23 protein-coding genes and 1 pseudogene are annotated in these 23,887 nt (G+C 59.6%); 14 read left to right on the top strand and 10 right to left on the bottom strand.

The window, feature by feature from the left end; all coding sequences use genetic code 11:
* Positions 1–203 precede the first annotated feature (203 nt).
* Positions 204–590 carry a response regulator gene (locus ACVWY3_RS01945; protein ID WP_456836944.1) on the bottom strand — a complete coding sequence of 129 codons (387 nt, stop codon included), beginning with the start codon at positions 588–590 and terminating at the stop codon, positions 204–206.
* Between the two features lie 973 nt (positions 591–1,563).
* On the opposite strand from ACVWY3_RS01945, the gene ACVWY3_RS01940 reads away from it, so the two are divergent.
* From ACVWY3_RS01940 to ACVWY3_RS01915, 6 genes are all read left to right on the top strand, one after another.
* Positions 1,564–1,920, top strand: a complete 357-nt coding sequence (locus tag ACVWY3_RS01940; RefSeq protein WP_456836943.1) for a hypothetical protein — start codon at positions 1,564–1,566, stop codon at positions 1,918–1,920.
* A gap of 62 nt (positions 1,921–1,982) precedes the next feature.
* Positions 1,983–2,198, top strand: a complete 216-nt coding sequence (locus ACVWY3_RS01935) for a hypothetical protein (protein WP_456836942.1) — start codon at positions 1,983–1,985, stop codon at positions 2,196–2,198.
* Between the two features lie 168 nt (positions 2,199–2,366).
* A complete protein-coding gene (locus tag ACVWY3_RS01930) occupies positions 2,367–2,870 on the top strand; it encodes an ATP-dependent DNA ligase (RefSeq protein WP_456836941.1) in 504 nt (167 codons plus the stop codon).
* Between the two features lie 233 nt (positions 2,871–3,103).
* Entirely contained in the window at positions 3,104–3,460 is a 357-nt protein-coding gene (locus tag ACVWY3_RS01925) for a PRC-barrel domain-containing protein (RefSeq protein WP_130370878.1), read from the top strand.
* A gap of 350 nt (positions 3,461–3,810) precedes the next feature.
* On the top strand, positions 3,811–3,972 hold the full coding sequence (locus tag ACVWY3_RS01920; protein ID WP_456836940.1) for a hypothetical protein: 162 nt from the start codon (positions 3,811–3,813) through the stop codon (positions 3,970–3,972).
* On the top strand, positions 3,969–4,193 hold the full coding sequence (locus tag ACVWY3_RS01915; RefSeq protein WP_456836939.1) for a hypothetical protein: 225 nt from the start codon (positions 3,969–3,971) through the stop codon (positions 4,191–4,193). Before ACVWY3_RS01920 ends, ACVWY3_RS01915 begins: the two co-directional genes overlap by 4 nt.
* Positions 4,194–4,711: 518 nt before the next feature.
* On the opposite strand, the gene ACVWY3_RS01910 is transcribed toward ACVWY3_RS01915, so the two are convergent.
* Positions 4,712–5,227 (bottom strand): recombinase family protein, encoded by a 516-nt coding sequence (locus tag ACVWY3_RS01910; RefSeq protein WP_456836938.1) that lies wholly within the window; start codon positions 5,225–5,227, stop codon positions 4,712–4,714.
* Positions 5,224–5,499: a recombinase family protein gene (locus ACVWY3_RS01905; RefSeq protein WP_456836937.1), complete on the bottom strand. Its 276-nt coding sequence runs from the start codon at positions 5,497–5,499 to the stop codon at positions 5,224–5,226. The genes ACVWY3_RS01910 and ACVWY3_RS01905 overlap by 4 nt, the downstream gene beginning before the upstream one ends.
* A gap of 99 nt (positions 5,500–5,598) precedes the next feature.
* Between ACVWY3_RS01905 and ACVWY3_RS01900 the strand changes: the two genes are divergently transcribed.
* On the top strand, positions 5,599–5,826 hold the full coding sequence (locus ACVWY3_RS01900; protein ID WP_456836936.1) for a hypothetical protein: 228 nt from the start codon (positions 5,599–5,601) through the stop codon (positions 5,824–5,826).
* A gap of 320 nt (positions 5,827–6,146) precedes the next feature.
* Here the strand turns inward: ACVWY3_RS01900 and ACVWY3_RS01895 are convergent, their stop codons facing one another.
* Positions 6,147–6,545, bottom strand: a complete 399-nt coding sequence (locus ACVWY3_RS01895) for a hypothetical protein (RefSeq protein ID WP_456836935.1) — start codon at positions 6,543–6,545, stop codon at positions 6,147–6,149.
* Positions 6,546–6,689: 144 nt separating this feature from the next.
* On the opposite strand from ACVWY3_RS01895, the gene ACVWY3_RS01890 reads away from it, so the two are divergent.
* The gene (locus ACVWY3_RS01890; RefSeq protein ID WP_456836934.1) at positions 6,690–6,872 is read left to right on the top strand and encodes a hypothetical protein; all 183 of its coding nucleotides are present in this window, start codon (positions 6,690–6,692) and stop codon (positions 6,870–6,872) included.
* A gap of 92 nt (positions 6,873–6,964) precedes the next feature.
* On the opposite strand, the gene ACVWY3_RS01885 is transcribed toward ACVWY3_RS01890, so the two are convergent.
* Together ACVWY3_RS01885 and ACVWY3_RS01880 are read right to left on the bottom strand one after the other, a co-directional pair.
* Positions 6,965–7,693, bottom strand: coding sequence for a sulfite exporter TauE/SafE family protein (locus ACVWY3_RS01885; protein WP_456836933.1), 729 nt, complete (start codon positions 7,691–7,693; stop codon positions 6,965–6,967).
* A 73-nt stretch (positions 7,694–7,766) separates the two neighbouring features.
* On the bottom strand, positions 7,767–7,955 hold the full coding sequence (locus ACVWY3_RS01880) for a hypothetical protein (RefSeq protein ID WP_456836932.1): 189 nt from the start codon (positions 7,953–7,955) through the stop codon (positions 7,767–7,769).
* Between the two features lie 478 nt (positions 7,956–8,433).
* On the opposite strand from ACVWY3_RS01880, the gene ACVWY3_RS01875 reads away from it, so the two are divergent.
* Positions 8,434–11,487 carry an AAA family ATPase gene (locus ACVWY3_RS01875; protein WP_456836931.1) on the top strand — a complete coding sequence of 1,018 codons (3,054 nt, stop codon included), beginning with the start codon at positions 8,434–8,436 and terminating at the stop codon, positions 11,485–11,487.
* A gap of 1,173 nt (positions 11,488–12,660) precedes the next feature.
* A complete protein-coding gene (locus ACVWY3_RS01870; RefSeq protein WP_456836930.1) occupies positions 12,661–12,906 on the top strand; it encodes a GNAT family N-acetyltransferase in 246 nt (81 codons plus the stop codon).
* Positions 12,907–15,104: 2,198 nt separating this feature from the next.
* Here the strand turns inward: ACVWY3_RS01870 and ACVWY3_RS01865 are convergent.
* A complete protein-coding gene (locus ACVWY3_RS01865; RefSeq protein ID WP_456836929.1) occupies positions 15,105–17,030 on the bottom strand; it encodes an APC family permease in 1,926 nt (641 codons plus the stop codon).
* 824 nt (positions 17,031–17,854) lie between these two features.
* Positions 17,855–17,956: pseudogene (locus ACVWY3_RS01860) on the bottom strand (succinate dehydrogenase iron-sulfur subunit); the annotation flags it as partial.
* 254 nt (positions 17,957–18,210) lie between these two features.
* On the opposite strand from ACVWY3_RS01860, the gene ACVWY3_RS01855 reads away from it, so the two are divergent.
* The 3 genes from ACVWY3_RS01855 (at position 18,211) to ACVWY3_RS01845 (ending at position 20,197) form a co-directional block, all read left to right on the top strand.
* Positions 18,211–18,480 carry a DUF3551 domain-containing protein gene (locus ACVWY3_RS01855; protein ID WP_456836928.1) on the top strand — a complete coding sequence of 90 codons (270 nt, stop codon included), beginning with the start codon at positions 18,211–18,213 and terminating at the stop codon, positions 18,478–18,480.
* 454 nt (positions 18,481–18,934) lie between these two features.
* Complete coding sequence (locus tag ACVWY3_RS01850; RefSeq protein WP_456836927.1) at positions 18,935–19,132, top strand: hypothetical protein; 198 nt, start codon at positions 18,935–18,937, stop codon at positions 19,130–19,132.
* 900 nt (positions 19,133–20,032) lie between these two features.
* The gene (locus ACVWY3_RS01845) at positions 20,033–20,197 is read left to right on the top strand and encodes a hypothetical protein (protein ID WP_456836926.1); all 165 of its coding nucleotides are present in this window, start codon (positions 20,033–20,035) and stop codon (positions 20,195–20,197) included.
* An 86-nt stretch (positions 20,198–20,283) separates the two neighbouring features.
* Here the strand turns inward: ACVWY3_RS01845 and ACVWY3_RS01840 are convergent, their stop codons facing one another.
* A complete protein-coding gene (locus ACVWY3_RS01840; RefSeq protein ID WP_456836925.1) occupies positions 20,284–20,535 on the bottom strand; it encodes a hypothetical protein in 252 nt (83 codons plus the stop codon).
* A gap of 531 nt (positions 20,536–21,066) precedes the next feature.
* The gene (locus ACVWY3_RS01835; RefSeq protein WP_456836924.1) at positions 21,067–21,441 is read right to left on the bottom strand and encodes a hypothetical protein; all 375 of its coding nucleotides are present in this window, start codon (positions 21,439–21,441) and stop codon (positions 21,067–21,069) included.
* Positions 21,442–22,768: 1,327 nt separating this feature from the next.
* Between ACVWY3_RS01835 and ACVWY3_RS01830 the strand changes: the two genes are divergently transcribed.
* Complete coding sequence (locus tag ACVWY3_RS01830; RefSeq protein ID WP_456836923.1) at positions 22,769–23,767, top strand: glycosyltransferase family 2 protein; 999 nt, start codon at positions 22,769–22,771, stop codon at positions 23,765–23,767.
* The last annotated feature ends 120 nt before the right edge of the window (positions 23,768–23,887 follow it).

Here is a 23,887-nt window from a genome sequence, read left to right as displayed (position 1 = left end):
GGCCGCCAGCGTGAACAACTGCCAGTTACCTGGCGCACAAACAAGTACGGCTCCAGGTTGGGCAACACTGGAGCCGCCATTTCCAATCTTCTGCCCACGGGTTGGGGACGCGGGGAGCAGAAGCGCACGGTAAACGCACCGCCCGAAAGGTTGGTTCCCACACACGTCAGCGTCGGCTCTAGAGGGCGCCAACTCATGCGACATTAATCAGTCGGCGCCGGCGCATCGTTTAGCAATTGAGACACAGCCGTGACGACCTGCGCAGGCGCGAATGGCCTGGTCAGAAGAAGGCTGTTGGGCACGCCACGCGACGCCCACTCGTCTGCAGCTGCGCCGGCCATGTAAACTACAGGAAGGTCGGCGAATAATTCTCTAGCGCGTTTTGCCACCTGCCAGCCCGTGTGTTCGTCCTGCAAATTGATGTCTGTCACAAGCGCGCGGTATTTATGATCGTCATCAAGCAGCGCTAGCGCCTCCTGGCCGGAGGCTACCACCTCCGTCTCGAAGCCCCCTCTGACAACGCCTCCTGGACCATTTTCCGCGGTGAAGTAATCGTCCTCGACGACCAATATCCGCAATGGAGTTTGCACGGCCCGCCCTCCAGCCACATCGTTGTGGCTGCGCGCTAAGTACAAAGTGCAGACAACGTTCCAAGCTGTCTTAGGGCATCCCTAGTCCGGGACGCTGGGAGAGTCAGCCTTTCTTTGTCGATACTGATGCACCTATCGCACATCAGGGCGCCGATCTGCCTCCGGCAGTTGGCGCTCTAGCCAATCGGCAATGACCTTGTACTCTCTTTGCATCTTTTCGAGTTCTTCTCTCGTTTCTTTGTGCTGTGTAAGCGCAGCCTGCTCTCGGCAAGTCCGCTCTAACGCGCGGTACATACGATGAGGCATTGTGACTTCCCCGTCACGAAGGATGCCGCAAGTAACACCTCATTCCGGGCTTGGGAAATTACCCATGTGAATTATCCGGAATTTTCCGGGCGGCCGTTTGGGCCTCTCGTGGAAAAGGCTCTTGTGTTTTCCTGCCGAGGAACGTGTCGGGAACAGGAAATCGAATGAGGATCTGTTCGGCTTCCCTGACGCTTTCACGTAAGAGCTCTAAAAGGCTGATGCAGAAGCCGTCAACTCGACTATCCAGCGAGCGTCATCCAAACCGCGACGGTTTGGCTTCTTTGTCTGGCAAATGTCGGAAGCGTATCCCAGTGAGGAGCTTTCCCTCGTCGACCGCACAAGGTTCGCGGTGATGCAACGAAGAGCTGGGCTAATTACCATGGAGCCACATCCAATAAGGACGAATACCGGAAGCGCCGGGATGCAAATCTGACGTGGCTATGCATTGTGCCGGTCAGTTATCCGATAGTGATGTTTGCTCTCCTATGGGTCATCGACGGATTCCGACGTCGCTAGCAAAATAGTGCCAGTCGGCGAAGCCACACATCAACTCCCGATTCCCGCGCAGTTGGCTATCCACATCCACGATGCGCAGTGTCTCGCTCACGATCCGAGCCACTAGGGATTGATTATTTGACTCTACCCCGCGCCGCGCTTCGATAACGGCATGCCTCGCCCTGTTCGCCGCCACACGCCCACACAAGCCGACGGCCGACCGTGCAAGATCACGTTCGGCGAGATGCGTGAGATGGGCTTGCGCGGCGTCTTGGTCTACTGCCATTGCGGGCACCACGTCGAGCTCAGCGCTGATCGCTGGCTGGACGAAGTGCGGCTATCCGACGTCGAGCCCGCGGTTCGTCTGCGCCCGCTGTGGCAACCGTGGCGCAGTGGTCAGGCCGGATTTGGAAAGCGGCAAGCCGCCGGAATTCGCGAGATCGCGTCCGTAAGGGGTTGCCGCGAGGCGGCCCGCCCGAATGAAACCGAAACCTTGCCCGCTTTCTCTCCCGAGATTCACATTCGTTAATGCAGCTACAAAGATGAATGCGCCTCCCTGCTAGATGCTGGGCAATTCGGGAGCATGCTTCATTGACCGACGAAGTTTCATCAAAGGGCCGATTTTTCATTCGAATGGGAGGCAAAGGTTGGATGGTCTACGATCGAGAACGCAAGGGTCCAGCACTGATCGGAACCGCATGGGCGGCCAATTTGACCAAGGAGCACGCTGAAGAAGTGCTACGTTTGCTTACTTCTTCGCCTCTGGATAAGCCGCTTTCTGCAACCGAAAGGGGCCCGCCAGCCTGATGCCCAGAGGGCCCTGCAAAAGGGCGGCCCCAACTGGGCAGCAGCTGGGGCCGTTGGGGTCTGCTCCGGTTTCAGGGGGCTCTTGGGGAAGCCGGAGCAGGAAAGAAGTTCGCCAGATTGCCACTTGTTCCCGACTCGTAAAGGCAGCGGGAGTCTTATCTTCGGCCCATGCGTATGGCGTACGAGCTGTGCCTAGCGACAGCCGGCAAGCAGGTCCCGAACGGGCCGGACTGGATTCATGAAGTGAAGCACGATGGCTACCGGATGCTAGTCATCCGGGAGAACAAACGCGTGCACCTCCTCTCGCGCAACGGCACTGACTGGACCACGCGCTATCCCTGGATTGCCGAGGCGGCGCTGAAGAACCGGCAGAAGCGCTTTGTGATCGATGGCGAGGTCGTGATCCTTGGAGTGGACGGCACCAGCGACTTTAACGCGCTGCACAGCCGGCAACACGACCACGAGGTGCAGCTCTGCGCCTTCGATGTCCTCGCGATGGGCGGAGACGACTTGCGGCCCGTCCCCCTCCACTTGCGCAAAGCAAATCTGGAGCGGCTACTGGCGCGGCGCCCGGACGGTATAACCGTGGCCCCGTTCGAGCGTGGCGAGATCGGGCCGCGGCCGCAACGCCAGCGATCACTTCATCCGCTGCGCGATCTGGCGAGTTGCTAGATATGCGCGAGCTCGGCGAGGTGATAGCCGGCCATGTGGCCGGCGATATCGCCCACGATAGCTCCCTTGATGCATCCTTTTGGCTTTCATGCGGTTCTCCGAGGTAGAATCCGTCGGATCAATCGTCGCAGGCCCGCCCATTCCCCGTCTTCGCAAGTCCGGAAATTGCTTCAGGAACGAGGCTCGGCCGCGCATCGTTATCGTATCGATCTTAACCGAAGAGGAGGATGACAATGGAAACGGAAAGGCGTGAAACAGGAACGCTGATTGGCAGCGACAAGGTCGAAGGCACCGCGGTGTACGGCGCCGGGGACCAGAAGATTGGCTCAATCGAGCGCGTGATGATCGACAAGGTGAGCGGCCAGGTCTCGTACGCAGTCCTCGGCTTCGGCGGCTTCTTAGGCATCGGCGACGACCACTATCCGCTACCATGGCAGTCCCTGAAGTACGACACGAACCTGGGCGGGTACCGGACCAACCTAAGTGCCGACAGGCTGCAGGGCGCGCCCCACTACGGCAATGATAACGAGTGGAATTGGGACGACCCGGGACGGGCGAGAGTGGTGAACGACTATTACGCTGGGTTCTAGGCGCCGCTGCTCCTTTCGGGCGAGGAGCCGCGGCCTGGGAACACGCAAGCGGAGCGGCCTCGACGTTTCTACGGAACACCGAGGCCGCGGACATTAGCGCGCCCGGAAATCGCCTGCCTCGGGTCGCACTGCCGCTGATAGAGCAGATCGAATGATTGAGCTTGATCCAGCCGCGACTACAGCAAAAGGCCCCGACGTATCGCACGAAAATCATCAAGCACGGTTACATTCACCGTCCCCTTCTCTTCGCGGATGAGTCCCGCGAAGGATGCGGGACCGTAAACGAAGCTTGCGGCCAGGAACTGAGACTATAAAGGGGAACAACACTGTGGCCTCCAAATTAAGCTCCCATGGGAGCTGTAAAGGACATCCGCAAGCAGGCTGAGGTGGCCGAAAAGGCAGCCGCACGCGCTGCTGATGCCTTTGTGGCAAATCAGATGAAGACTTTGGCCGAGGCATTCCGAGCCCAGGCAGATACGATGAAAAAGAACAAAAAGAAGAAGAAGAAATGAGCTTCACCGTCAAAGGCATGTGCAAGCACGGCGGGCTGGCGCACCGGAGGAAGACCGCCGAAGCGGCCCTCACGAAAGCCAAGGAGCTTGCTAAGATAGGCTGCTACGACGTTCATATCATCACCCCGGAAGGCCGGGACTACGCCTCGTCCGAGTTCGGAGACCTTCCACGATCGCCCGTCACGTGGCGACCCATTCAGAAAACCAACCGCCACCCGTGAGCTGGGCCTCGACAGTATTCGGGTCGACGCCAGGCAACGGTCGCGTGCGTCGATGGACTCTTCCTGCAACGTCCGCCGGATGCTTGGTGCACTCCCACTTGTCGGCTGAGCGAACGGCTCCCGCGAGCGGCAGCTCAACGAGCTGCGAGCGAACACGTCGACCGGCCATGCGCGGCCGAATCGCCACGGAGCGCCAGCTCAAGGAAGAGCCAGATGTCTAAAAGTGACCGTATGTCGCCGTCGTTCGTGGCCGCCGCTGCGCGGCGCAACACGGGGCTTGCCGTTTTCGCCGCTCAATAATTCGTTAAGCGGCGTCAAAGATATTCCGCGGCACAATCTGCTTAAGTACGTCAACCCCTCCTATCCACTTGGCCTTGGCGTTGATGACACGGCGCCCTCGCAAGTAGTTCGATGTCCGGCAGTAGACCGTGTTGCCGGTGTAATTCTCGTTGCGAAGATACGACCAATCATCTGAACATTCCACGGAACGCCGCGATGGTTGACAACGCCTCTCACGTTCAGCTCGCGGGCATGGCGGTTTTCGTTCCCGGCGACGAGCTTTCGAATATCCATCGCAGGATCGCGGTTTCATCGGGTGGCACGGCCCGCAGCAAGACCCTGTCAGTCTGCAACCCCTTTTGCTGGTCATATTCGAGAGATCCCCTTGCGTCGGTCAGCTCTCTGCGTAGCGCGAAACCGGGCCGACCCCCCACCCAATAGCCAAGCCCGGCGATCCTGCTCTGCCCCGCAAAAATTTTTGCCGACTGATTCCGGCTGTCCTCCGCTGCCATCAGGCGCTTCATGTTTTTCCAGAGGCCCGATATCGGGCTTCCGTCGTTCTCGAACACCTCGGCGCAATAGAGCACCTTCACACCACCCAGCTTGCAGATGAATTCGTAATATGCGTTCTCGTCTGTGTCCTGAAATCGACCCCAGCGACTGACGTCCCGCACCAACACAGTCCCGAAATCGGCGGCACCCGATTGAACGTCATGGATTAAACCGATCAGCCCCCGTCGGTTGTTGATCCTCATCCGCTGATGCCCTCGTCGATATATGTGCGCACGATCGTGAGCCGATGCTCGGCTGCGTAGCCGGCGATGACAGCCATCTGGCTTGCGATCGAATATTGCTGCCGATCCGTCGACATGCGGACGTACTGCGCAGCCCGGAGCACGCGCTCCCCGACGCCGGGGCAGCCTGCCACGCTGGACAGTGAGCCCTCTGCCGATGGAACGCTCCCGACCTGTGCAGCTGTCAGCCTAATCCAACCCGCCTGAAAACCAAGAGGCGTGAAGCTGCTCATCCCCGCCGAATCTCTCCTCGCCTACAATAGGAACGTCTTCGTTCCGGAGGCTTATCCGGGAATGGACGAGTCGGAGCTGGTTAAGCTGGAGGCGCGGCCATGAAGCACCACGCCATGACCAAATCGTTCGGTAATGGCGCCGGCCACGTTCGGCGCCAGCACAACAGCGCCGTGCTGCTGTTCAGCTGGCGCGGCAAGCCCGACGGATCGGCCCACTACGTCGAGCGCGTCAATCGCTATGCTCGCAATGGAGTGGAGTATCCCAGCCTTGCCGCCCTGCTCCGCGCCGTGGAGGCCGAGCACGCTCACCCCTCAGCCACCTCTTGAGTCTGTACATCGACGCCAACCGCGCACTGGAGCAGGCGATCACGGCGCTCAATGCCGCAGCCGCATGGCCGCGGCAGCGATTCGGTGCCGGCCTCAAGCTTGCGCCGCGCGCCGCTGGCTCAAGCTGCACGAAAGCGGCACCTATGTGAGGCTGCTGACGACGGAGAAGATCTGCTGACAAGATGATTGCGCGGTCAGCGGCTCTTGGGTGCGCCGCCGTTGGTCGTCGCAAAGTCGACGCTGCGGATTTCTGGCGAGCTGGACGCCGGCAGTCCGTAATCCTCCGCGCGCTTGGCGGCCAGTTTCCGATACGAGCCGGCCTATTGCAGTAGTTGCGCTCTCAATGCGGGCTCCGGTTCACTTGCGGCCAGTTCTTCAAACTTGACCGCTCTCTCCAAATATTCGGTCAATCGCTTCACGATACATCTCGCTCTCGTTTGATCGCACCAAGCGCGACCGAGGGGGCGGAGCACAGCCAACCAGTCGCTGATCTTCAAGGCCAATTCGGCTTGCCTGATCCGCTTCATCAAAAGCTCACGGACGTTCCCGGTAACGGCCAGTCCGTCTACCCCGACCTTCCACTCAATCGCACGCCGTACCGTGCGAACTCCTCGACGACGTCCGGCCTTGCGACTTGCACGTGCTGCCAACTCGGCGTCAATCTTGTCAATCTCGGCCTGATTGCCCGCAATGAAGGCAGCAAGCTCGTCGCGAGACATTTCAGAAAGCGATTTATGCTGCGAAGAGGTCTCCTTGCGTGACGAAGCTGGAAGCCGGGGTGACGACGGGAGCTGCGGGCCCGCGCCCTGATCACCACGTGTTCCCGCCGGAACAAGCGCATAGGCGGCCGCGTTCGCAACATCATGCTGACCTCCTGTGACTTCTGCGAGCGCGAAATTCCGTCGGGCGCGACGGTCTGCCCCTATTGCGGTCACGTGCAGAAGACCGGCACGGAATGGAGCAGCCAACACCGCTCGGTGCTGCTGGCGATCGTGCTTTCGGTCGGCGTGATGATCGCCTGGTCGACGCTGCGCGGGCCGCACTAACCCGGCGTGCGATCGCATCTGGCGGTGGCCATGCAGCATGGTCCCGCATCCCTTTATGGCGGGGTGGAGAAGCCCGGTATCTCGTGACCGCTCTACAACACCAGCAACAGTCCCGAAACCAGCAAGATGCTGAGAATAATTCGCCGGAACAGCGCGTCATCGACGCAGCGAAAAATGAGAATCCCGAGCGCTGTTCCGGCGAGGAGTGCGGGGATGCTGACTGCGAAGTCGATCAGGACCTTTGTCGACAGATCTCCTCGGATCAGCATGAGAACAAGTGCGAATATCTGCATGGCGGCGATGAAGGGTTGAACCATTCCGCGCTGCTCGGTTTTTGGCACCCCGTGGATGTCACACCATATGGTCGGTATTGCACCCGGCATTGCCGTCAACCCGCCGACAAACCCTCCGCCGAAGCCGATCAATGCATTACGCGCCGCATTCATCTGCAAGCGATGAGAAAGCACCGGCCTGAACAGCGTGTAGGCCGCATAGCAGGCAACGACAAAACCAAAGCTCTCCCTGAAGATCCGCGCGTCCGCAGCTTGCAGCAGCCACACGGCGATCGGAACGCCAAGCAATCCGCCGACGACCAGTCCCGAACTCTGTTTCCAGCGGATGCTTTTTCTTAGGGCCCAAAGACCGACGGCTTGCACGGTGATGCTGCAGGCCATCATCAGCGGCACCGCCTCCAGCGGTGGGAGGACGTGAAGGAGAATCGCGCCGGCCACAGCCGAGAAGGCAAAGCCCACAAGGCCCGAGACTAAAGCGCCGCAGAACGCAGCGACACTGAGCAGGCAGAACGACGCAACGTCGCCCATGAGCTAACCCTTTTGGCCGGTCGCATCCTGGAATGACGACTTGGAATGATCACTTGGAATGATGATTTGGCGATTAGTCCCCGGACGACAGTCCGGGCAGCTCGGGCACTGTCCCGGCATCGGTCTGGCGGGCCGGCGTCGACATGGTGGCTGCAAGGATGTGCAGAACGAGAAAGCAGATGGCGATCGTTGCCAGCAGCGCCGTCTCGCTCGGTGCCGGAATCCGAAAGTTGCGCTCGGTCGAGTGTTCACTGAGCGACATTGTCGTGTCCTCCAACATCTGGCGGAGAGGCAAACTGGACCAGCTGACGATACTGTCGAAGCGTGCGCTCTGCCTGTAGCCGTCGCGAATGGTGGAGCGCCTGAAGGAGTCGCCTCGACCAGCCATCTTGTCGAGAAGACCTCGAGGAGGCGGCAAAAGGGCTCGCTGAAAATAACGCATCGCTTCGGGTCGAAGCTCTGCCGTTGAATAGGGGTCCGGAGGATGCCGCGATCGACTGGAATATCCTGTGGAGCAGCAGCCCGTAGAACACACGCGTGAGACGCCGAGCCTTTTCTTCCAAGCGCATGACACGAACACCTTCCTGAATACGGCCGGAAGTATCGAGCGGGCGGCCACGCCACGCTTTAACGCGGGCTTAATTTGTTCTTATCGTTTTCTCGATTTTGAACGCCGCGCTTGATTTCGGGCCGGTGTACCGGTTGAATATCCGCCTCGCGCGCACCCCGAAGGCATTGTTTTGCTGTATCTATTTGACGATTTCGTCCTCGACACCGATCAGCGGGAGTTGCGCCGTGACGGACATCCGGTGCCGTTGCAGCCCCAGGTTTTCGACCTCCTCGAATATCTGATCCGCAACCGCGCCCGGGTGGTGACCAAGGACGATTTGATCAGCGCAATTTGGGGCGGACGCATCGTCTCGGAGTCTGCGCTCACCACCCGCATCAACGCAGTCCGTACGGGAATAGGCGATTCCGGCGAGGCGCAACGGCTGATCAAGACCTTACCGCGCAAAGGCGTCCGCTTCATTGGTACGGTGAGGGAAGCACAAAGGGAGGTCGAGAACGCGGTCGTACCTCTGAGGACTGAAACCTCCACCCTGGTGGTCGGCCGGACAGCCGCCTTCGCGATGATCGACCAGGTGACGCGCCACGTCTTGTCCGGCAAACGGCAGATGGTTTTTGTCACGGGAGAAGCCGGGATTGGCAAGACGGCCTTCATAGCCAGAGCGGTCGAGCAGTTGACGGAACAGGGCTTCGATCAGCTCTATGGGCGCTGCACTGAACGATTCGGGACGGACGAAGTCTTTCTTCCGCTGATCGATGCACTGGTGAACCGTTGTCGCGCAAACAGTCCGGAATTGATTTCGGCAATTCGCGTGCACGCCCTTACCTGGATACTGCAATTGCCGGGCGTCATCGACGCAACGGAACGCGCGACTTTCCAGGATGCAGTGTTCGGCGCGACGCGCGAGCGGATGCTGCGCGAATTTTGCGATCTTCTTGAAGCGCTGAGCACCGACCGCCCCTGGGTCCTTGTTCTCGAAGATCTGCATTGGAGCGACTTCGCGACGCTCGACTTGCTGTCCCGCTTCGCGCGCGGGAACGGTAGCGCGCGCGTGCTGGTCCTCTGCTCCTACCGCCCGGCCGACAGTTTCGCCGGCGGGCATCCCATCCCCCGCCTGCACCGGGATCTCGAGATTCACGGATACTGCAGCGAATTGCGCCTCGATCGATTGTCGCGTTCGGAGGTCGAGCATTACTTGGCATTGCGCTTCGGTGACGAGGAACTTGCCTCCAGCCTGTCAAAGCCCGTATTCGAGCGAACGCTGGGGCATCCCCTATTTGTTGCCTCGCTGCTCAAACACTTAATCGACCAGCAGTCGATCGTCGAAATGGACGACGGATGGCGCCTGTCCTCGCAGGCGGCATTTACTCAAGATCGCGTTCCGGACAGCCTCCTGAACATGATCGGCCACGAGCTCGATCGCCTCACCGATAACGAGCGGCGTCTCCTCGATGTCGCCAGCGTTGCCGGCGAGGAGTTTTCCGCGGCCCTCATTGCCACCGGCCTGTCCGAAGATGCGCTCGACGTTGAAAGGAACATCGAAGCAACGATCCGGAAGCATCAAATCCTCGTTCGTTCGGGTGTTTCCGAGTGGCCCGACGGAACATATTCGGGCTCCTACACCTTCCGTCACATTCTCTATCAGAACGTCATTTACCAATCTCTGCCCCCCGGGCCCCGCGCGCAAACGCACAAGCGCCTGGGCAAGAGGCTCGAGGAGGCTTATGCCGGCCGCACCGGCGATATAGCTCCCGCGCTCGCACTTCACTTCGAGCAGGGACGCGACTTTCCGAGCGCGTTGCGCTACCTCCGGGAGGCGGCAAAGAGCTCGACCAAGCGCCTTGGCCACGCAGAGGCCGCGAGCTATCTCAGCCGCGCGCTTGGCATACTCGATCGTTTCGATGCCGCCGACAAATTCTCTATCCGCATCGCGCTTCTGCGCGAGCGCAGCTGGGCTCTTCGCTCGTGCGGAGACCTCGCAGGCTCCATTCGTGATCTCCGCGACATGATCGCGTGCGCCGAACAAGCGAGCGACATCAAGCAGCAGCTCAACGGCCTCACGGCCGTAAGTAGCCTCTGCTTACGGGTGGATCGCCGCGCCTGCCTTGACGCTGCTGAAGATGTCCTGTCGCGAAGCCAGGCGCTCGCGGACGACACCTTCAAAGCCCTCGTTCAGGGCAGCAGCGCGAGCGTCAACCTGTTCCTCAACGGCTGGCGCAAACAGAATGCCGCCCTCTGCGACAGGGCGATCGAGCTGAGCGCGAACGCCACCAATTATGGCATCTTGATCAGGCGTAATGGAATATCCGGTATCGTTGACTGTTGGAGGTCACGGTACCAGGAGTGCCGCCGCGCCGCCACGGAAGGAAAACGGTTGGCGCGGTTGGCTGGCGACGTTTACACTTTCGTTCTGTTCAGCGTTCTTGAATCAATCGCGCTCATCCATCTGGGCGAATGGCGCGAATTGCGACGTGAGATCACGGCCGGCCTCGAACTGGCCGTCAGAAACGCGAACGGCCCCAGCAGCGCCTTGTGCCGGCTGACGCTTGCTTGGTTGCACGTCGAAGCGATGGACTTTGACGGAGCTCGGGAGCTCTGCGAGAGCGTTGACGACAGTCTGCTGGTCGGTGATCAGTCGACATACTTCCACAAACGGGCGGTCCTCGCGAAAGCCTATGTCGGCCTGAACGATTCGGCGGGAGCTCGCAGGCAATTTGACGATATTGAGCGCCGCCGGCATGAAGAAGGCATCGACATCGAATTTACCGCCGCGACGCAGGTGTATCATTGCCTCGGCGAATATTACTTGCAGGTTGAGGACTTTACGCAGGCTCAGAGCTGTGCACGGCAGCTCCACGACTATGTGGCTACCGCTCCAGATCTTAATCACCTGGCCCAGGCCCACGCACTGCTCGCACGTACTGCGCTTGCCCTCGGCGATTCAGCGGATGCTCAGTTGCACCTGTCCCGCGCACTCGAGATCGTCGACAGTGCCGACTTCCCGATTGCTTCCTGGCGGGTGTACCGCACGGCCGCCGAGATCTTTGCCAGGTGCGGAGACGTCGACAAGGCGGCGACACATCGCATGCGATTTGCCGAAACCATCCGAAGGCTCGCGCAAAATTTCGAACCCGAGGATCGGCTGCACAAGAGCTTGTTCGCTATGCTAGCAACGCGAACGGCGCACCTCGAAACGATGACCTCGCTGCCTTCACGGCCCGCTTAGCCGACTGGCTCGCCGAACGCGTTTGAGAATGACGTACTCAAGGTCGGCCAGCGGGTTGTGCGTGGCATTGGAAGTACCGCTAAATCGAACGTCGGCTCCGCATCCAAGGTGCACCATCCGCGACTGATGTCTCCCACGCCTGTGGCTCAATAGTTGCAGCCGGCCGCTCATAACGGTCTCGGTATCGGTTCGAATCCGGTGGCGCCCACCACCAGCTGGTGGTGGTGGTGGTGGTGTGCGGACACTTTGAGAACGACTCGGTTTCCGCTTTTAGAACGACTCGATTTCGCTTTGAGAACGACTCGATCCCAGATCATCCTGAAAGTATAGCGCGACAATCTGGGTGGGAAGCACTGTCACCCTGATTGCCGCGCGGCACTGAAAGAACTTGCGAATTTCGTCTCGGTTTTTTCCCCGGTTCTGGAGCTCGAAAAAAGCGAGGGTGGTCTATTCAGCCTTTTCCCGCGGCTTGCACATCCCGGCTCGCACTCAAAGACCTCCTGAGGAACAAGGCACCGCCGTGCGCGCCACCCTGCTGGGCTTGGTGTCGTGTCGCCTTGGGGTGGCTTTGGTTAGCGATGCAACACGTTGGCAATACCCGAAGGAAATAGTCCTACGTCAAGTCGCCGACTTGAACTTCTCGCTGATGTCTTATCTTGGAAGAAAAGCAATCCGTCGCCCTTGCTCCGCGAGTTTGTCGCTCAGGGCCGGACAGACGGCCAAACGGCTGATACCACCCTTTGAGGTGTGTAGGCGCCTGCTTAGTGCCGGGTGATCCAAAAGCACCTAGCATCTTTCAGGATCCGCCACGTAGATGGAGACCAGCAATTGACCAATTAGGGAAGCAGCGAAAAGGTCGGGTACTATGCACGTGCATTGTTGATAGGCTTTCACATGCGCCGCAATAAAACAAGGCAGGTCGTCACTGTTGCGCTGCAGCCCGTAGGAGTTGATGATGAGGTCGTTGTCGATCGTCTCTTGGAGGGGCTGAAAGATTATTCAATGAAAGTTGGATGCTGTACCTAAAATGATAGGCGGAGCTCATCACTTTCTCACCGCCACTTCCAGCGGATACGGCCGAGAGTCGAAATATACTTTCGTGGTTCGGCTGAAAGCTGAAGATGTGGGCCTTGTCGACGTGATCCGCGGTCCCGAAGCGTCGACATCATTCATTTGGCTCCTCCCATCATAGAGACGCATCAACGCCGAGACATCGGACGGGCTGCGTTGCGAGCCCTCGAACGGTTCGCTCGCAACCGCCTTGGTGCCTCTAAACTGAGGCTGGCAATCGTTGCGACCAATCCGGTTATGGGTTTCTGGCGTACCATGGGATTTCACGAAACGGGTGAGGTGCGTCCGTACAACGGCGAGCGCATATCCAGCACCGTGCACCTGATGGAGAAGCGAATCGGGCTCTGAAATGAGTTCCGCATCTGGCTTTGCTGCAACGGCTGCTAGTGCATGTGAGGAAACTCCCGACCGATCGCAGCCCCAAGCTGGGCCAGCTCGCTCGGTAAAATTTCGCTATGTACCAGTTGACAAAGCGCACCTGCGCCGTCCGCTTGCCCTCGACGCGCGGGTTTTGCAAATCACTGCCAACGACGATTTGCCAGGGAGCTTCAATGAACCGACTAGCTATCTGGAAGAAGCGGTGAGCAATTCCTTGCGTTCCATTTGCCAAACAGCCAAACACTCGCGCAAGGCCAGCGATTCCAGACAGGCCACCGTCATTCCTTGGCCATAGGCCTGGAGGCGATCGGCCCGCCGTCACGCGTTTTGAGCTTTTCTTCGTCAGTCTAAATGGGGAAATCGTCCGCCCTTAGCGGTCCTTGGTCATCTGTTGATCCCCACGATGCATTTGCCATCTCCGGAAAAAGCCGGCCGGCGAACCTGCGCCGACGGGCTGTTCTTACTTCTTAGTGTCACGCCCCTTCGACTTGGTGTCGTTCATCGTCGCCGAGGGGTTCGCGGACGTTGGGCTGCTCGAGGCGCCCTGGCCGGTGGTAGCCGCCGGAGAATCGCCGCCACCTCCGCCGGAGCCGGAACCTCCGCCCGCCCCACCTCCCGCACCCGCTCCGCCGCCAGCGCCAGCGCCACCACCCGCACCGCCTCCGCCTGCGCCTTGAGCGGACGCTGCCGCGATCGAGCCGAAGACCAGTGCCGCAGCCAAGGCAATCTTTGCAATCTTCATTGTTGCAGTCTCCTGTTGAACTTCGCTTGAAACTCGGTCTCCAGGTGAACGTTCCTCGCTCGATGAAGCCGGATCATCGCCCATGGCTATGGCCTAAGCGCCAATGTTATGAGGAAATGAGCGCCCATAGCAGAAAGATGCGCCATCGCTGTCGTGGCCATGAGGCTATTTGCCCCACCGTCGAGAGTGGGCCGGGCGCGGCCAAGAGTAGCGCGATGTCCGCAATCAGATCGGTCGGCCGATCTTAAAGCGGACGATGAATACGGCGCATTTCGGAGCGGTGTCCATTCGACCCGGTAGAAAGTCGCCCAGATTCCGGGATTGAGATGATGCTGCAAAAGGACCAGCACATTCGCAATCAAACCGGCAACGACTTCTCTCGATGCTTCAATCCTGACCCGTTGGACACCCAGACGTAAGGCTCGCTTGCTGACGCAAGGCAGAGGCTAGCCTCCAACGTGTTGAGCAACAACGGGCGGCGTTGAAGATTTTCCTGCTCGTTTGGCCCCTCACACGGGCTGGCTTAAATGCCTGCCGGGAGGCCCCGGGGCTGACCGGCGCCGTCTCCGTTTGAGCCGGTGTTCGAACTTAATCTGCGCTATTTGTCATTTCGTCCGTACGAAGAAAAATCTCAGCCCGACTGCGAGCGCGTGCGTCGAGTAGCGTGCGTGGCAGCCCCGGCTCGTCTCCTACCAGCCCCGGAGATGGGCTTGGGGTCCGTTCCGAGGCTCGGCGGGTCCAAGAAGCAGCGATTTCGCTCTGCCACACGGCTCTTCTATTTTGAATCGCCGCAATGATCGCTAATACGCTCTCGAAGCTAAACGTTGCCGGACATCAGCTCGGCTCGGCTCTTGACCTTTTCATCAAGGATCGCGATCCCGTTGCCGTTTGATGTCTCGCCTGCTGATCGATGCAACCGGTGCGGAGTTTCCCAGCCGCCAGACCAGCTGGGTAACTGATCGCGACAGGGCCGCTTGGCTGGGGCGCGCTGCCGACGGGACGAGCTGGTGAATCCGACCATAGGAACGATGGTCCAAGGCGAGACCTGGCTCTGCATGCGTTTCCGACGCATGAGGCTCTCCAACGGATAGCCCGAGCGGCCCCAGCCCTGGGCCAACGTCCAGGCCTGGGGTCGTTTCATTGCATAAACAGGTCCGCCAAGATCAGCCGCCTCTTGTTGCGCCTAGGCATCTGCGAACGGTCCAGGCTTTTGGGAGCGTTGGCTCGTACGTCCGCAAGCTCGTTCGAGCAGGCTTGGGCCGACTTTCAAGCCGACCGAGGTCAATCCTGGTCGCCGCAGACGTACTGGGTCGCACCAGTTGGACGCCCCCTGAACAACGCGTCTACGGCAGCGTCTTTCGGGCCGCCGCCACTTCTGCTTGTTAGGCCGCGAGCATCAGGCGCATCTCGTTGCGGCCGTGACGCATTACTCCGGGTGATCATGCTTCGCTGCATGCTTCATGCGAAGCGGCACATTGATCACCGTCAGCTCTTCATCCCCGAGTCGGAGCAGTCGTGAGCGCAGACGGGCCGCCCGATGCGTATGCAGAAGGTGCTGGTACCATCGATCCTTCACCACGTCTGGTATCAAGACTGCAATGCGCTTGCCCGGATGTTGGGTTTTGGTCTCGTTGATCAACTTGACCATGGGGATCTGCAGGTTTCGATACTCGGATTGCAGTATGACGAGTCGGGGCCGCGACATCCCCGCTCGGCTCAAAGGCTCTTCCAGTTGAGTCCGCCAGCGCTCCTCCAGTCTCCGCCGCTCTTCTTCCTGATCCGGTCCAGACAGCTTCAGAAGATGGATCGCTGTTACGTCCGGCGAGATGCTCATGGCGAACATGAGGGCGTTTTCGCTGAGCTTGGTCCAGCTCTCGAACGCGACCATGGCGATCGGTGCGCTCAACTTGCTTAGCTCAATGGGCGCTGCAGCACGAAGCTCGTCGAAAAGCTTATCGTAATAGCTTCGTATACCCTTGAGCAGAACGATGACGATCGGAAGCACCAGAATTGTAATCCAGGCCCCCTCCAGAAATTTAGCAGCCACGATGACGATCAAAGCTAGGCTGGTCGTGAGCGCGCCCGCCATGTTCAGGGCAAGATGGGCCTTGTTTTCGCTGTTTGAATGTCCGGCCGCTACGGTCCTGCGCCAGTGCCAAACCATTCCGACTTGGGAGATCGTGAACGTCAGGAAAGCGCCGATGGCGAAGAGCGGGATCAACCTGTCCGTAATCCCTCCGAATGCAATCAACAGAATTCCGGACGTCACGGCCAGGTAGAGGATCCCGACATCGAAGACCAGACGGCGGCCTGCGATGGCGAATGATTTCGGCAGAAAACCGTCTTCAGCGACAACCCGGCACAGGCGAGGGAAATCCACGAAGCTGGTGTTGGCCGAAAAGGCCAGCACGCAGAGCAGCGACCCGATCGTCGTGTAATAGAGAACGCCTTCCCCCACGACCGCGGCTGAGATCTGGGACAGGACGCTGCGATATCCATCATGTTCCTGAGACATCGCACCGATCCCGTAGGTGCGGGCGAGAAACGCGATCCCAAGCAGCAGCACACCCAGAATAACGACGACAGCAGTCAAGGTTCGATGCCCGTATTTCACCGCAGGCTCTCGAAAGGCCGTCATGCCGTTAGAGACGGCTTCGACGCCAGTCATGGCGGTGCAGCCGCTGGCGAATGCACGCAAGAGCAACCACAGCGTCGCCGCCTCGGTGGCCTCCCCCATTGCTGGCGGCGGCACGAGCGCTTGTGGATGACCGCCGGATGCGAATCCGCGATAGACACCTAGAATAAGAACGAAGCCGAAGCTCACAACGAAGAGGTAGGTTGGGAGCGCGAACACGCGGCCGGCATCCAAGGTGCCGCGCAGGTTGACCAAGGTGACTATGGCGAGGATCGACAAACAAAGAGGAAGGATGTACGGATGCAGCGCTGGCGCGGCGGATACCAAGGCGCCCACGCCCGCGGCAATCCCAACCGAGACGTTAAGGACATAATCCACCATCAGCGCAGCGGCGGCCAGGAGACTGGCGTTCGTACCGAGATTGTCTCTCGCGACGATGTACGCGCCCCCGTTACTGGGATAGGCGCGGATGGTCTGCCAGTATGACGCAAAAAGAATGGCCAAAAGGGCCACTATCGGCAACATGACCCAGCCAAGGTAGGATGTCGCACCTGCTCCCAGTGGAATCAGGATCGAGAGCGCGGCTTCGGGTCCGTATGCGGACGAGCCGAGCCCGTCCAGTCCCATCGCTGGCAGCCCTTCGAACGCCCCGATTTTCCGCTCGTTGAACTCGCGATTGGCTAACCGTCTGCCGAGAATAAAGTCGAGTACGCTCACAGAAGTATCCAGAAGTAAGAGACGAATCGACGGTCTCTCAAAAACGGCTGTCTTTGTTCTTTCGCCAGCCCCCGCCACATCGTCCTCCGGATCAGCTTCCTTCGATCGAAGCCCCCTACCCTGCTCGCCCGGTCGCAGGGATGTGGGGTCGCTCCTGGGCGGATGGTCTGCGAACCAATCTGATGCAGCGGTGAACGTTCCTCGTGTTGGCGAGGCTTGCGGACGGGGCCCAGGTGGCGGCCGCTTCGGAGCAGGGAGCTATCGCGATGGCTAGCTGATGAGCCCAGGCCCGCTTCTTGTACGCGCCCTGGCCTGCCACGGCTGGCTGCCGCTATGACGCGAGGACGTTCGCGCAAGGACTTAACGGGCAGCAAATCATTTCCGCCGTCGACGCCGGGTACGCCTGCGGTTGGCGAGCGCCTCGAAGGCAAGGTGCCAGCCAGCTACCAGACGCTGCTGCAGGACCTCATCAGTTCCTCCGCCAGGAACGATCCTAATAGAGTCGCTTTATTCGGGGACATCTCGGACCAGCCGTTTTCCGATACCCGGAGATGAACGAAGGACCAGTCTATGCGCATCCTTCTCATCGGGGGTACGGGACTGATCGGGTTGGCATTCCAGGCCAGGTTGTCGGCCGAAGGGCATGGATGCGTACTGGTGTCGCGTCATCCGGCAGTGGCATCCGATACGCACCACATTGCCCTCGATGTTGCCCGGACCACCGACGCTTCGAAACGCGGCGAATTGTTTTTTCCCATCAGGCGCCTCCAATGAGGTGATAAGCACAGGCCGTTGCCGTGGTTCCTCTTGCTGGAGCCCAGTGATCAGAACTTCCGCTCGACCATCTTGAGCCGCAGGGCTGAAATCGCTCCGGGATTGAGCCCTTTCGGGCACGCCCTCGCACAATTGAGAATGGTGTGGCATGAAAGATCGTCGAGCATCGCGAACACGCGCCAGGAGCTCCCTATTCGGTTTCTGGTCCTTTGGGACCGGCCCTCCGACAGGCCGGTTCGCGGGCGAGACATTCGCCCAGCTCATGCGCTTTATTGCCGCTATCCCTGCCTAGGAAGTGCAGATGTGACATTCGAAACGAGCGTGCGGGATTTGCGCCTGAGATCGAAACGGTGTCACCTCTTCCGCGAGGACAGCTAACGTCCTGGCCTGATTGAGGAGTGTTCCGATGCGCCTTCCAGTCCTTGCGATTCTCGTGAGCGGCGCAGTCTCCACCGCCACATCCGCGCAAGCGCAGACCTACGATCCCGCCTACCCGATCTGCCTCCAAATCTATACGGGCGGCTTCATGGATTACTATTTCGAGTGCGCCTACACCAATATGGCCCAGTGTCAGGCCTCCGCATCGGGCCGCGCGGCATCCTGCGTGGTCAATCCGTACTATGCCGGAAAAGGCGGAAAGCCCGCAGTGCGTCACAAGCGAACGCATCGTCAGTGACGACGCAATGCCGTCAGATCCCGGTGCGCGCCGCCTGCCGCCATGTGACGCAGATCCAAATCATTCGCTGTGACGGATTTGCCCAAGATCGTGACGCGGGTCGATGACGATGCCGCGCTCGATGCGCGATGACGCGACGCGCGCCAGCGTGGGCGGAGCACGATCGCGCTCCAAAGAGAACGGAGCTGGACCGTCGAAAGTGCCCCCCCTCCGCGCGGCCGAGTCCCCAAAAGGATCGCTCCCTTTGCGGGGTACGCGCGACCGCGCCGTGGGAGGATTTTTGCAGTTTTTGATGTCGCGCTTTCGTTTTGTACCAACTCGCACAGAACTTCGGCGCGGAGTGGCTTACGCAAGCCGTGATCTTCAGGGTTGGAACGCGGAGACCGACATAAGGTTTACTTTTTGCGTATCATCGCGCTGCGCTAACGGACGCGCGCTGCATTGGAGGCGCCGCATGAAAGTCATCGTTGATGAAACTAGCGAGGTCATCGCCATAGCAACGGATGATCATATTCTGCTCGGAGGCCACCATCGCCTGGCGGTGGCAGGAAGCATGGCCAAAAAATTATTCTGGCGAGATACCGGTGAACCTGTGAAGCTTGATCTCTTCTTCAAGCACCATCCGCATGGAAATTCCCGCCGTTCAGCCTGAGCCGTTCGCCTAGTACCCTTTGAGTGGGTGAAGAACGCGAAGCATCCGGCATATCGGCGCTTGCAGGTTCAGTTCTGAACCCGCATCCGGTTTGGCGGCCTATGGGAACCGCCAAAAGGCCACTAGACGCCTCAGATGCTTCCGGACTGGCCGGGATGCAGACGCGTCCCCGCCGTTAGAAGCGATTGAGGGCTCGCCGCCGTCCAACTCGGCAAGCCGCTCGACCAAGCCTTCCAGTCGCAACGGTAGCGGCTCTGCATCTTCCGCGAGGGCGCCACGAAGCCGCTCGCCAATCTCCTTGCGGATCGCTCGGCATTGCTCTGGGTCTGGGGAATGGTCAGAGGCGAAGTGGGTTGCAGGGACCTCGACCATGGCGGCCACCCTTGGCTTCGTGGGCTTCGTTGCCCGGCACTTCCGCGCTGCTGCGCTCACAACGCGCATCGGACTTGCTCAGGTCCTGCAAGACCAAATTTGTTGTCATAGGTAAATCCGCGTGGGCGTTGCGAGGCACAATCCCCGTCCGCACAATTCGGTAAAACAGACTGATCTTTCTTCTAGGAACCTACTCGGTTCGGTCCTATTGTTATTCGCCTCACCGGCCGAGGCACCGCCCGTAGGCGTCGGTGGTTGAGAGACCGATTGCGCTCCCGCCTGCACAATGAGGGGGATCGGATGCTGGCACACAGCGATATCAGCACTATCAGAGCTGGCTCTTCCGAGATCATGGAAATCTGCGCGCGTACGCGTGAGACAGTGGCAAACTCTCGGGAAATACTAAAGACGCCAGCGCCCGACACCTTCCTTCGCCAGCATTTACGCGATGCTTTCGCTGCCTGAGCGAGACGAGGATGACATGGCGGCCGTTGCCATCTTGCTCATTGCGAGTCGAGGAGCAGTGACATGGCTATTTACCGGCTACTACAAAACTCTGGCATGAGGCCGGAAGAGATTAGCTCGATCACCGCAGCTTACGAGCAAGCGCTGCATGCGCTCTGCGTGAAGGATCGCGACGACCCGCTAACGGAAATGATCGCCAAGAAGATCACCGCAAACCGATGTCGGTGACCCCGCAGAGATATCGGCTCTGGCGATCAAAGAACTATAGAAATGCGGTAAGCCGATCGCCCCCGCGAGTAAGCCCTGCCGAAGAATCAGCGCGATTTTCGCTTGCGACGTGTTTGTTTGCGGCCGAGCCGTTTGGCGTTGGCTGCCACCTTTCTTCGATACTGCGCAACAATCTTGTCACCGGATGCTCCAGCGATGAGGCTTTTACCGGCCTGCGCCGCCGAAAAGATTTTCTCGCTCACCATCAGTTGGGCTTCACGTTGAGCGGCTTTGCCGCCGCGCATCAGCTTCGCCATGCGCAGGCCGATCACGCGGTTGCTTTCCAGCCCGAGCATCATCCAGTTCCACCTGCGGCGATATCCCTAGCAAGCAATAGCCTCGGATCACATGAACAACCCCGGTGTGCGCGGGTCCAATCAAAGACGCGTGGCTTATCACGACGGCAATCGCCGCGGATCATTCTGGCGGTAACGCGCGCCCCCAGGAGCTAAGGGTTCCTTCACGTTGATCTAGGGAACACCCGAACTGGCAATAGCTCGGCCCTTTCGCGCTGAATATCAGACCGCTGCTGCTGGGAGCCAAACGGAGATGTCCGATGGGTGCGGCAGGTTTGCGCTTCGCGCAACTGAGACGATCGTCCCGTGTTCGAGCGGCCCTTGTCAGCCTGTTGGAAGAGCGGCCGTTTATCTGCCCTGCGGCAATGGCAGTTGTGGGCGCGAAGGCGCTTCATACCTGCGCTCACTCGCCGACGGCAAGCCGCTGAAATGCAAACTTCGCGGATTTGGCCGCGCCCCGTCTCGCCAACTGCCTCATGTTAGGCAGTTCGTTTCCGATCCTTCGCCGCCTCCAGCTCCCCCGTGGCGCGGTTATCATTTGTCCTTCCTGAATGTCCTGTCGGTCTCAAACATGAAAAGACCGTCGTTGCGGTCCTCATCGTAGAACCCGATGCGGTAGTATTCACGGTGATCGTGCTGCATCTTCTCACCGCCGCAGACGAACGTCGCGCGATACTCGACATCGCCCCGCGTCGGTCGCTGCGGCGACAGCCCAATGAGGCGGCACCCAAGCTCGCCCGCCTCATGCTGGAAGCCGCGCGCCGTGACGTGGATGCCGTCCTCGTCCTTCGTGCAGTGCTTCAGCCGGTGCCGCTCGCCGCACCATCGACCGTGAAACATCGAGGGCATTTCGACGGCACTGGCATCGGTCGCCACGAGCAGCAGTCCGCTCATAAGCATGATTTTCAATGAGCCTTTTTCCACGGCCTCTCCGTTCTTGTCCAGCTCCGTTCAGCTCGGCAGCGTGAACTTGGCAGCCAGACCGGCGATCACCGCCGCGATAAAGACCAGTCTCGATCCGGCTCATACGCCATCAGCGCCATCAGCCAATGTACCAACTCGATAGGAAACAAAATCCAAAATGCAAAATGACAAATATACACAAACGTCGCCGTCGCGCGTCCCTCGCGAGGGGGGCGTCGCTCGAAGGACCCGATGGCGCGCGCTCCGTCAGGTAACGCCTCTGTAGCTTATCAAGTACGCCCGTCGCTGGCCGGCATCAGCGATCTCAGGCTGCGTACTTATCCCGACTTTCCGAGTAGTCCGGCTCGCTGCTGTGACACTTGTTCGGCGTCCTCTCCGTGCCGCTGGAGAGCGTGGCCATGGCCGACAAGCGCGGTAGCATCACATCTATTACGCAGAGAAGTGCGGCTCCGAAGCAAACGAGCGCGCACGCGAGGTAGCGAACAAGGCGCCCAGGTGCTCAGGGACAATCCGCCGCCGGACAACTTTTTACGCCGCAAACGCATGAGCCGTTCCCGATGGACCTAGCAGGAGGGTGGCCAGTCGTGCCACCCCATACGTCGATTGCCATATCGCCAGACTGCCCTAGCCGGATGCATGTTGGGAGCTGGGCAGCTTGATGCTGGGGGCTGGGCCAGCATCATGCCCTTCGAACAGCTTTCTCTGCCCCAACTTTGCCCGCCAGCGAGTTGGGGCCGCTTTTTGGGACGAGGCGGTGCGACGTGCTTGGAATTAGTTCCAAGTTCCAATGCAAGCCGCTCGCACCGCCCCCATACATCGGATGCCATATCGCGAGAACGCCCGAGCCCGGTGCACGTTGGGCCATGGGCCAGTTAATCCCCATTGGCTGTCCCGGCGTAGTGACGGCCCCACCTCAGCCCCCCTGAGTGGGGCCGCTTTTTGCGAGACGAAAGCGTAGTGCCTCAACTCCGCCCGGCCGAGACGACATGCCAGATTTTCCCGGTGCAAGGACTGAACTTCTTACCTATTCGCGAAGCCCAGTGACACCAACCAAAGCCAGCCTTGCCAGGTTTTCCCTATGCTGGTTGCATCGACATTAACATGTGTGAAGCGTTTTCTCGGTGTGGTCCGCTTCAAAACATCGCGGCCGCGCCACCGTCATGCAAATGGACGATGACGATGTGCCCCTCGGTGTCCAGCGTCCGGCCAACTCGGCTTACTCAGCGCGAGGATGGTCTACTTTGACTGCGATCAGTTTCGATCGGACGCGAGGACGATCTTGAGCAATCGCTTCTTAGTGAGGAGCTACCGAATGGACAGGTTGCAGGCCAAGCGGCGCGGCAGCTCCCAAGGCTCGGACTTCCGGCCATTCATTTCGGTCGCGATACCAACCTTCCGCCGTCCAGACATGCTGCGCCGCGCGGTCGAAAGCGTGCTGCAGCAGGACTTCTCCGATTGGGAATTGGTTATAAGCGATGACGAAGGGCCGGCGGGCGAGAGTTGGCATATTTCGTGCGAGTATGCCCACAAGGAGCCGCGCATCCGAGTTATCGAAAATCGCAGAGGCCGTGGTCAGGTCGAGAACACGAACAACGCGATGCTTACGTGTCGCGGCCCCTGGATCAAATTGTTGCATGATGACGACTGGCTAGCGCCAGGAGCGCTCACAACTTTCGCGAAGCTTGCGAGGGCTTACCCAGCCGCAGCATTTATGACCTCCACATGCCATCTCGTTCAGGACAACGGCATAAGGTACCGACGAGGAGGCGAGATTTACTGTTATTCAAGTCAGCAGTGCCTAGCGGATCTCTATTTGGCGGGGAAGACCCGGTTGCTGCGGATGGTCCCTTCGACACTGCTGGTCAACGGCAAGGTCGTCAAAGCCGGCTGCCTGATGCGAAACTACCAGTCGATCAGATGGGGAGTGGACCAACTGTTCTTCGTTGATCTGGCCTGTCACGGCGACATGGTGGCGACAGACGATGGTCTTATCTTTTACGACATGACGGATCACGCAAGCATCACGGCTTCCGGATCGTTCACCCAAATTGACCAGGAGACATTTGATCTCAAGCGTCTCACCTGGAGCCTTTTGGAAGATAAGAGAGCGCTTCCCAATCCCGAAACGATCGTGCGTGCACTACGCGTTGCCGACTGCGCGGACGGATGGGCCGCCAACCAATCGTCGCAACTATCCGCGATGCAATTCAAATCCTTCGGCCCTCGGTTCTCAGAGCTGCCAACAGGACCATGCGAGCCTGGGCGCGCGCTCCGGGGATCATACTCGTGCTTTCTTGTGGAAACGCTCTGATCTGATGTGCTCTTCACCGAGACAACTCGGCTCGACCGGTGAAGCAGGTCCGGAAGTTCCCCCGCGAGCAAGGATCGCGCTGCGGTGCCTTTTAGCGTGTAAGCGTTCGCTCTCCCATCT

This window comes from Bradyrhizobium sp. USDA 4486 (assembly GCF_054057995.1).
Note: the sequence above shows the minus strand (reverse complement) of the source record. Positions and strands in the feature narration are given on the sequence as shown.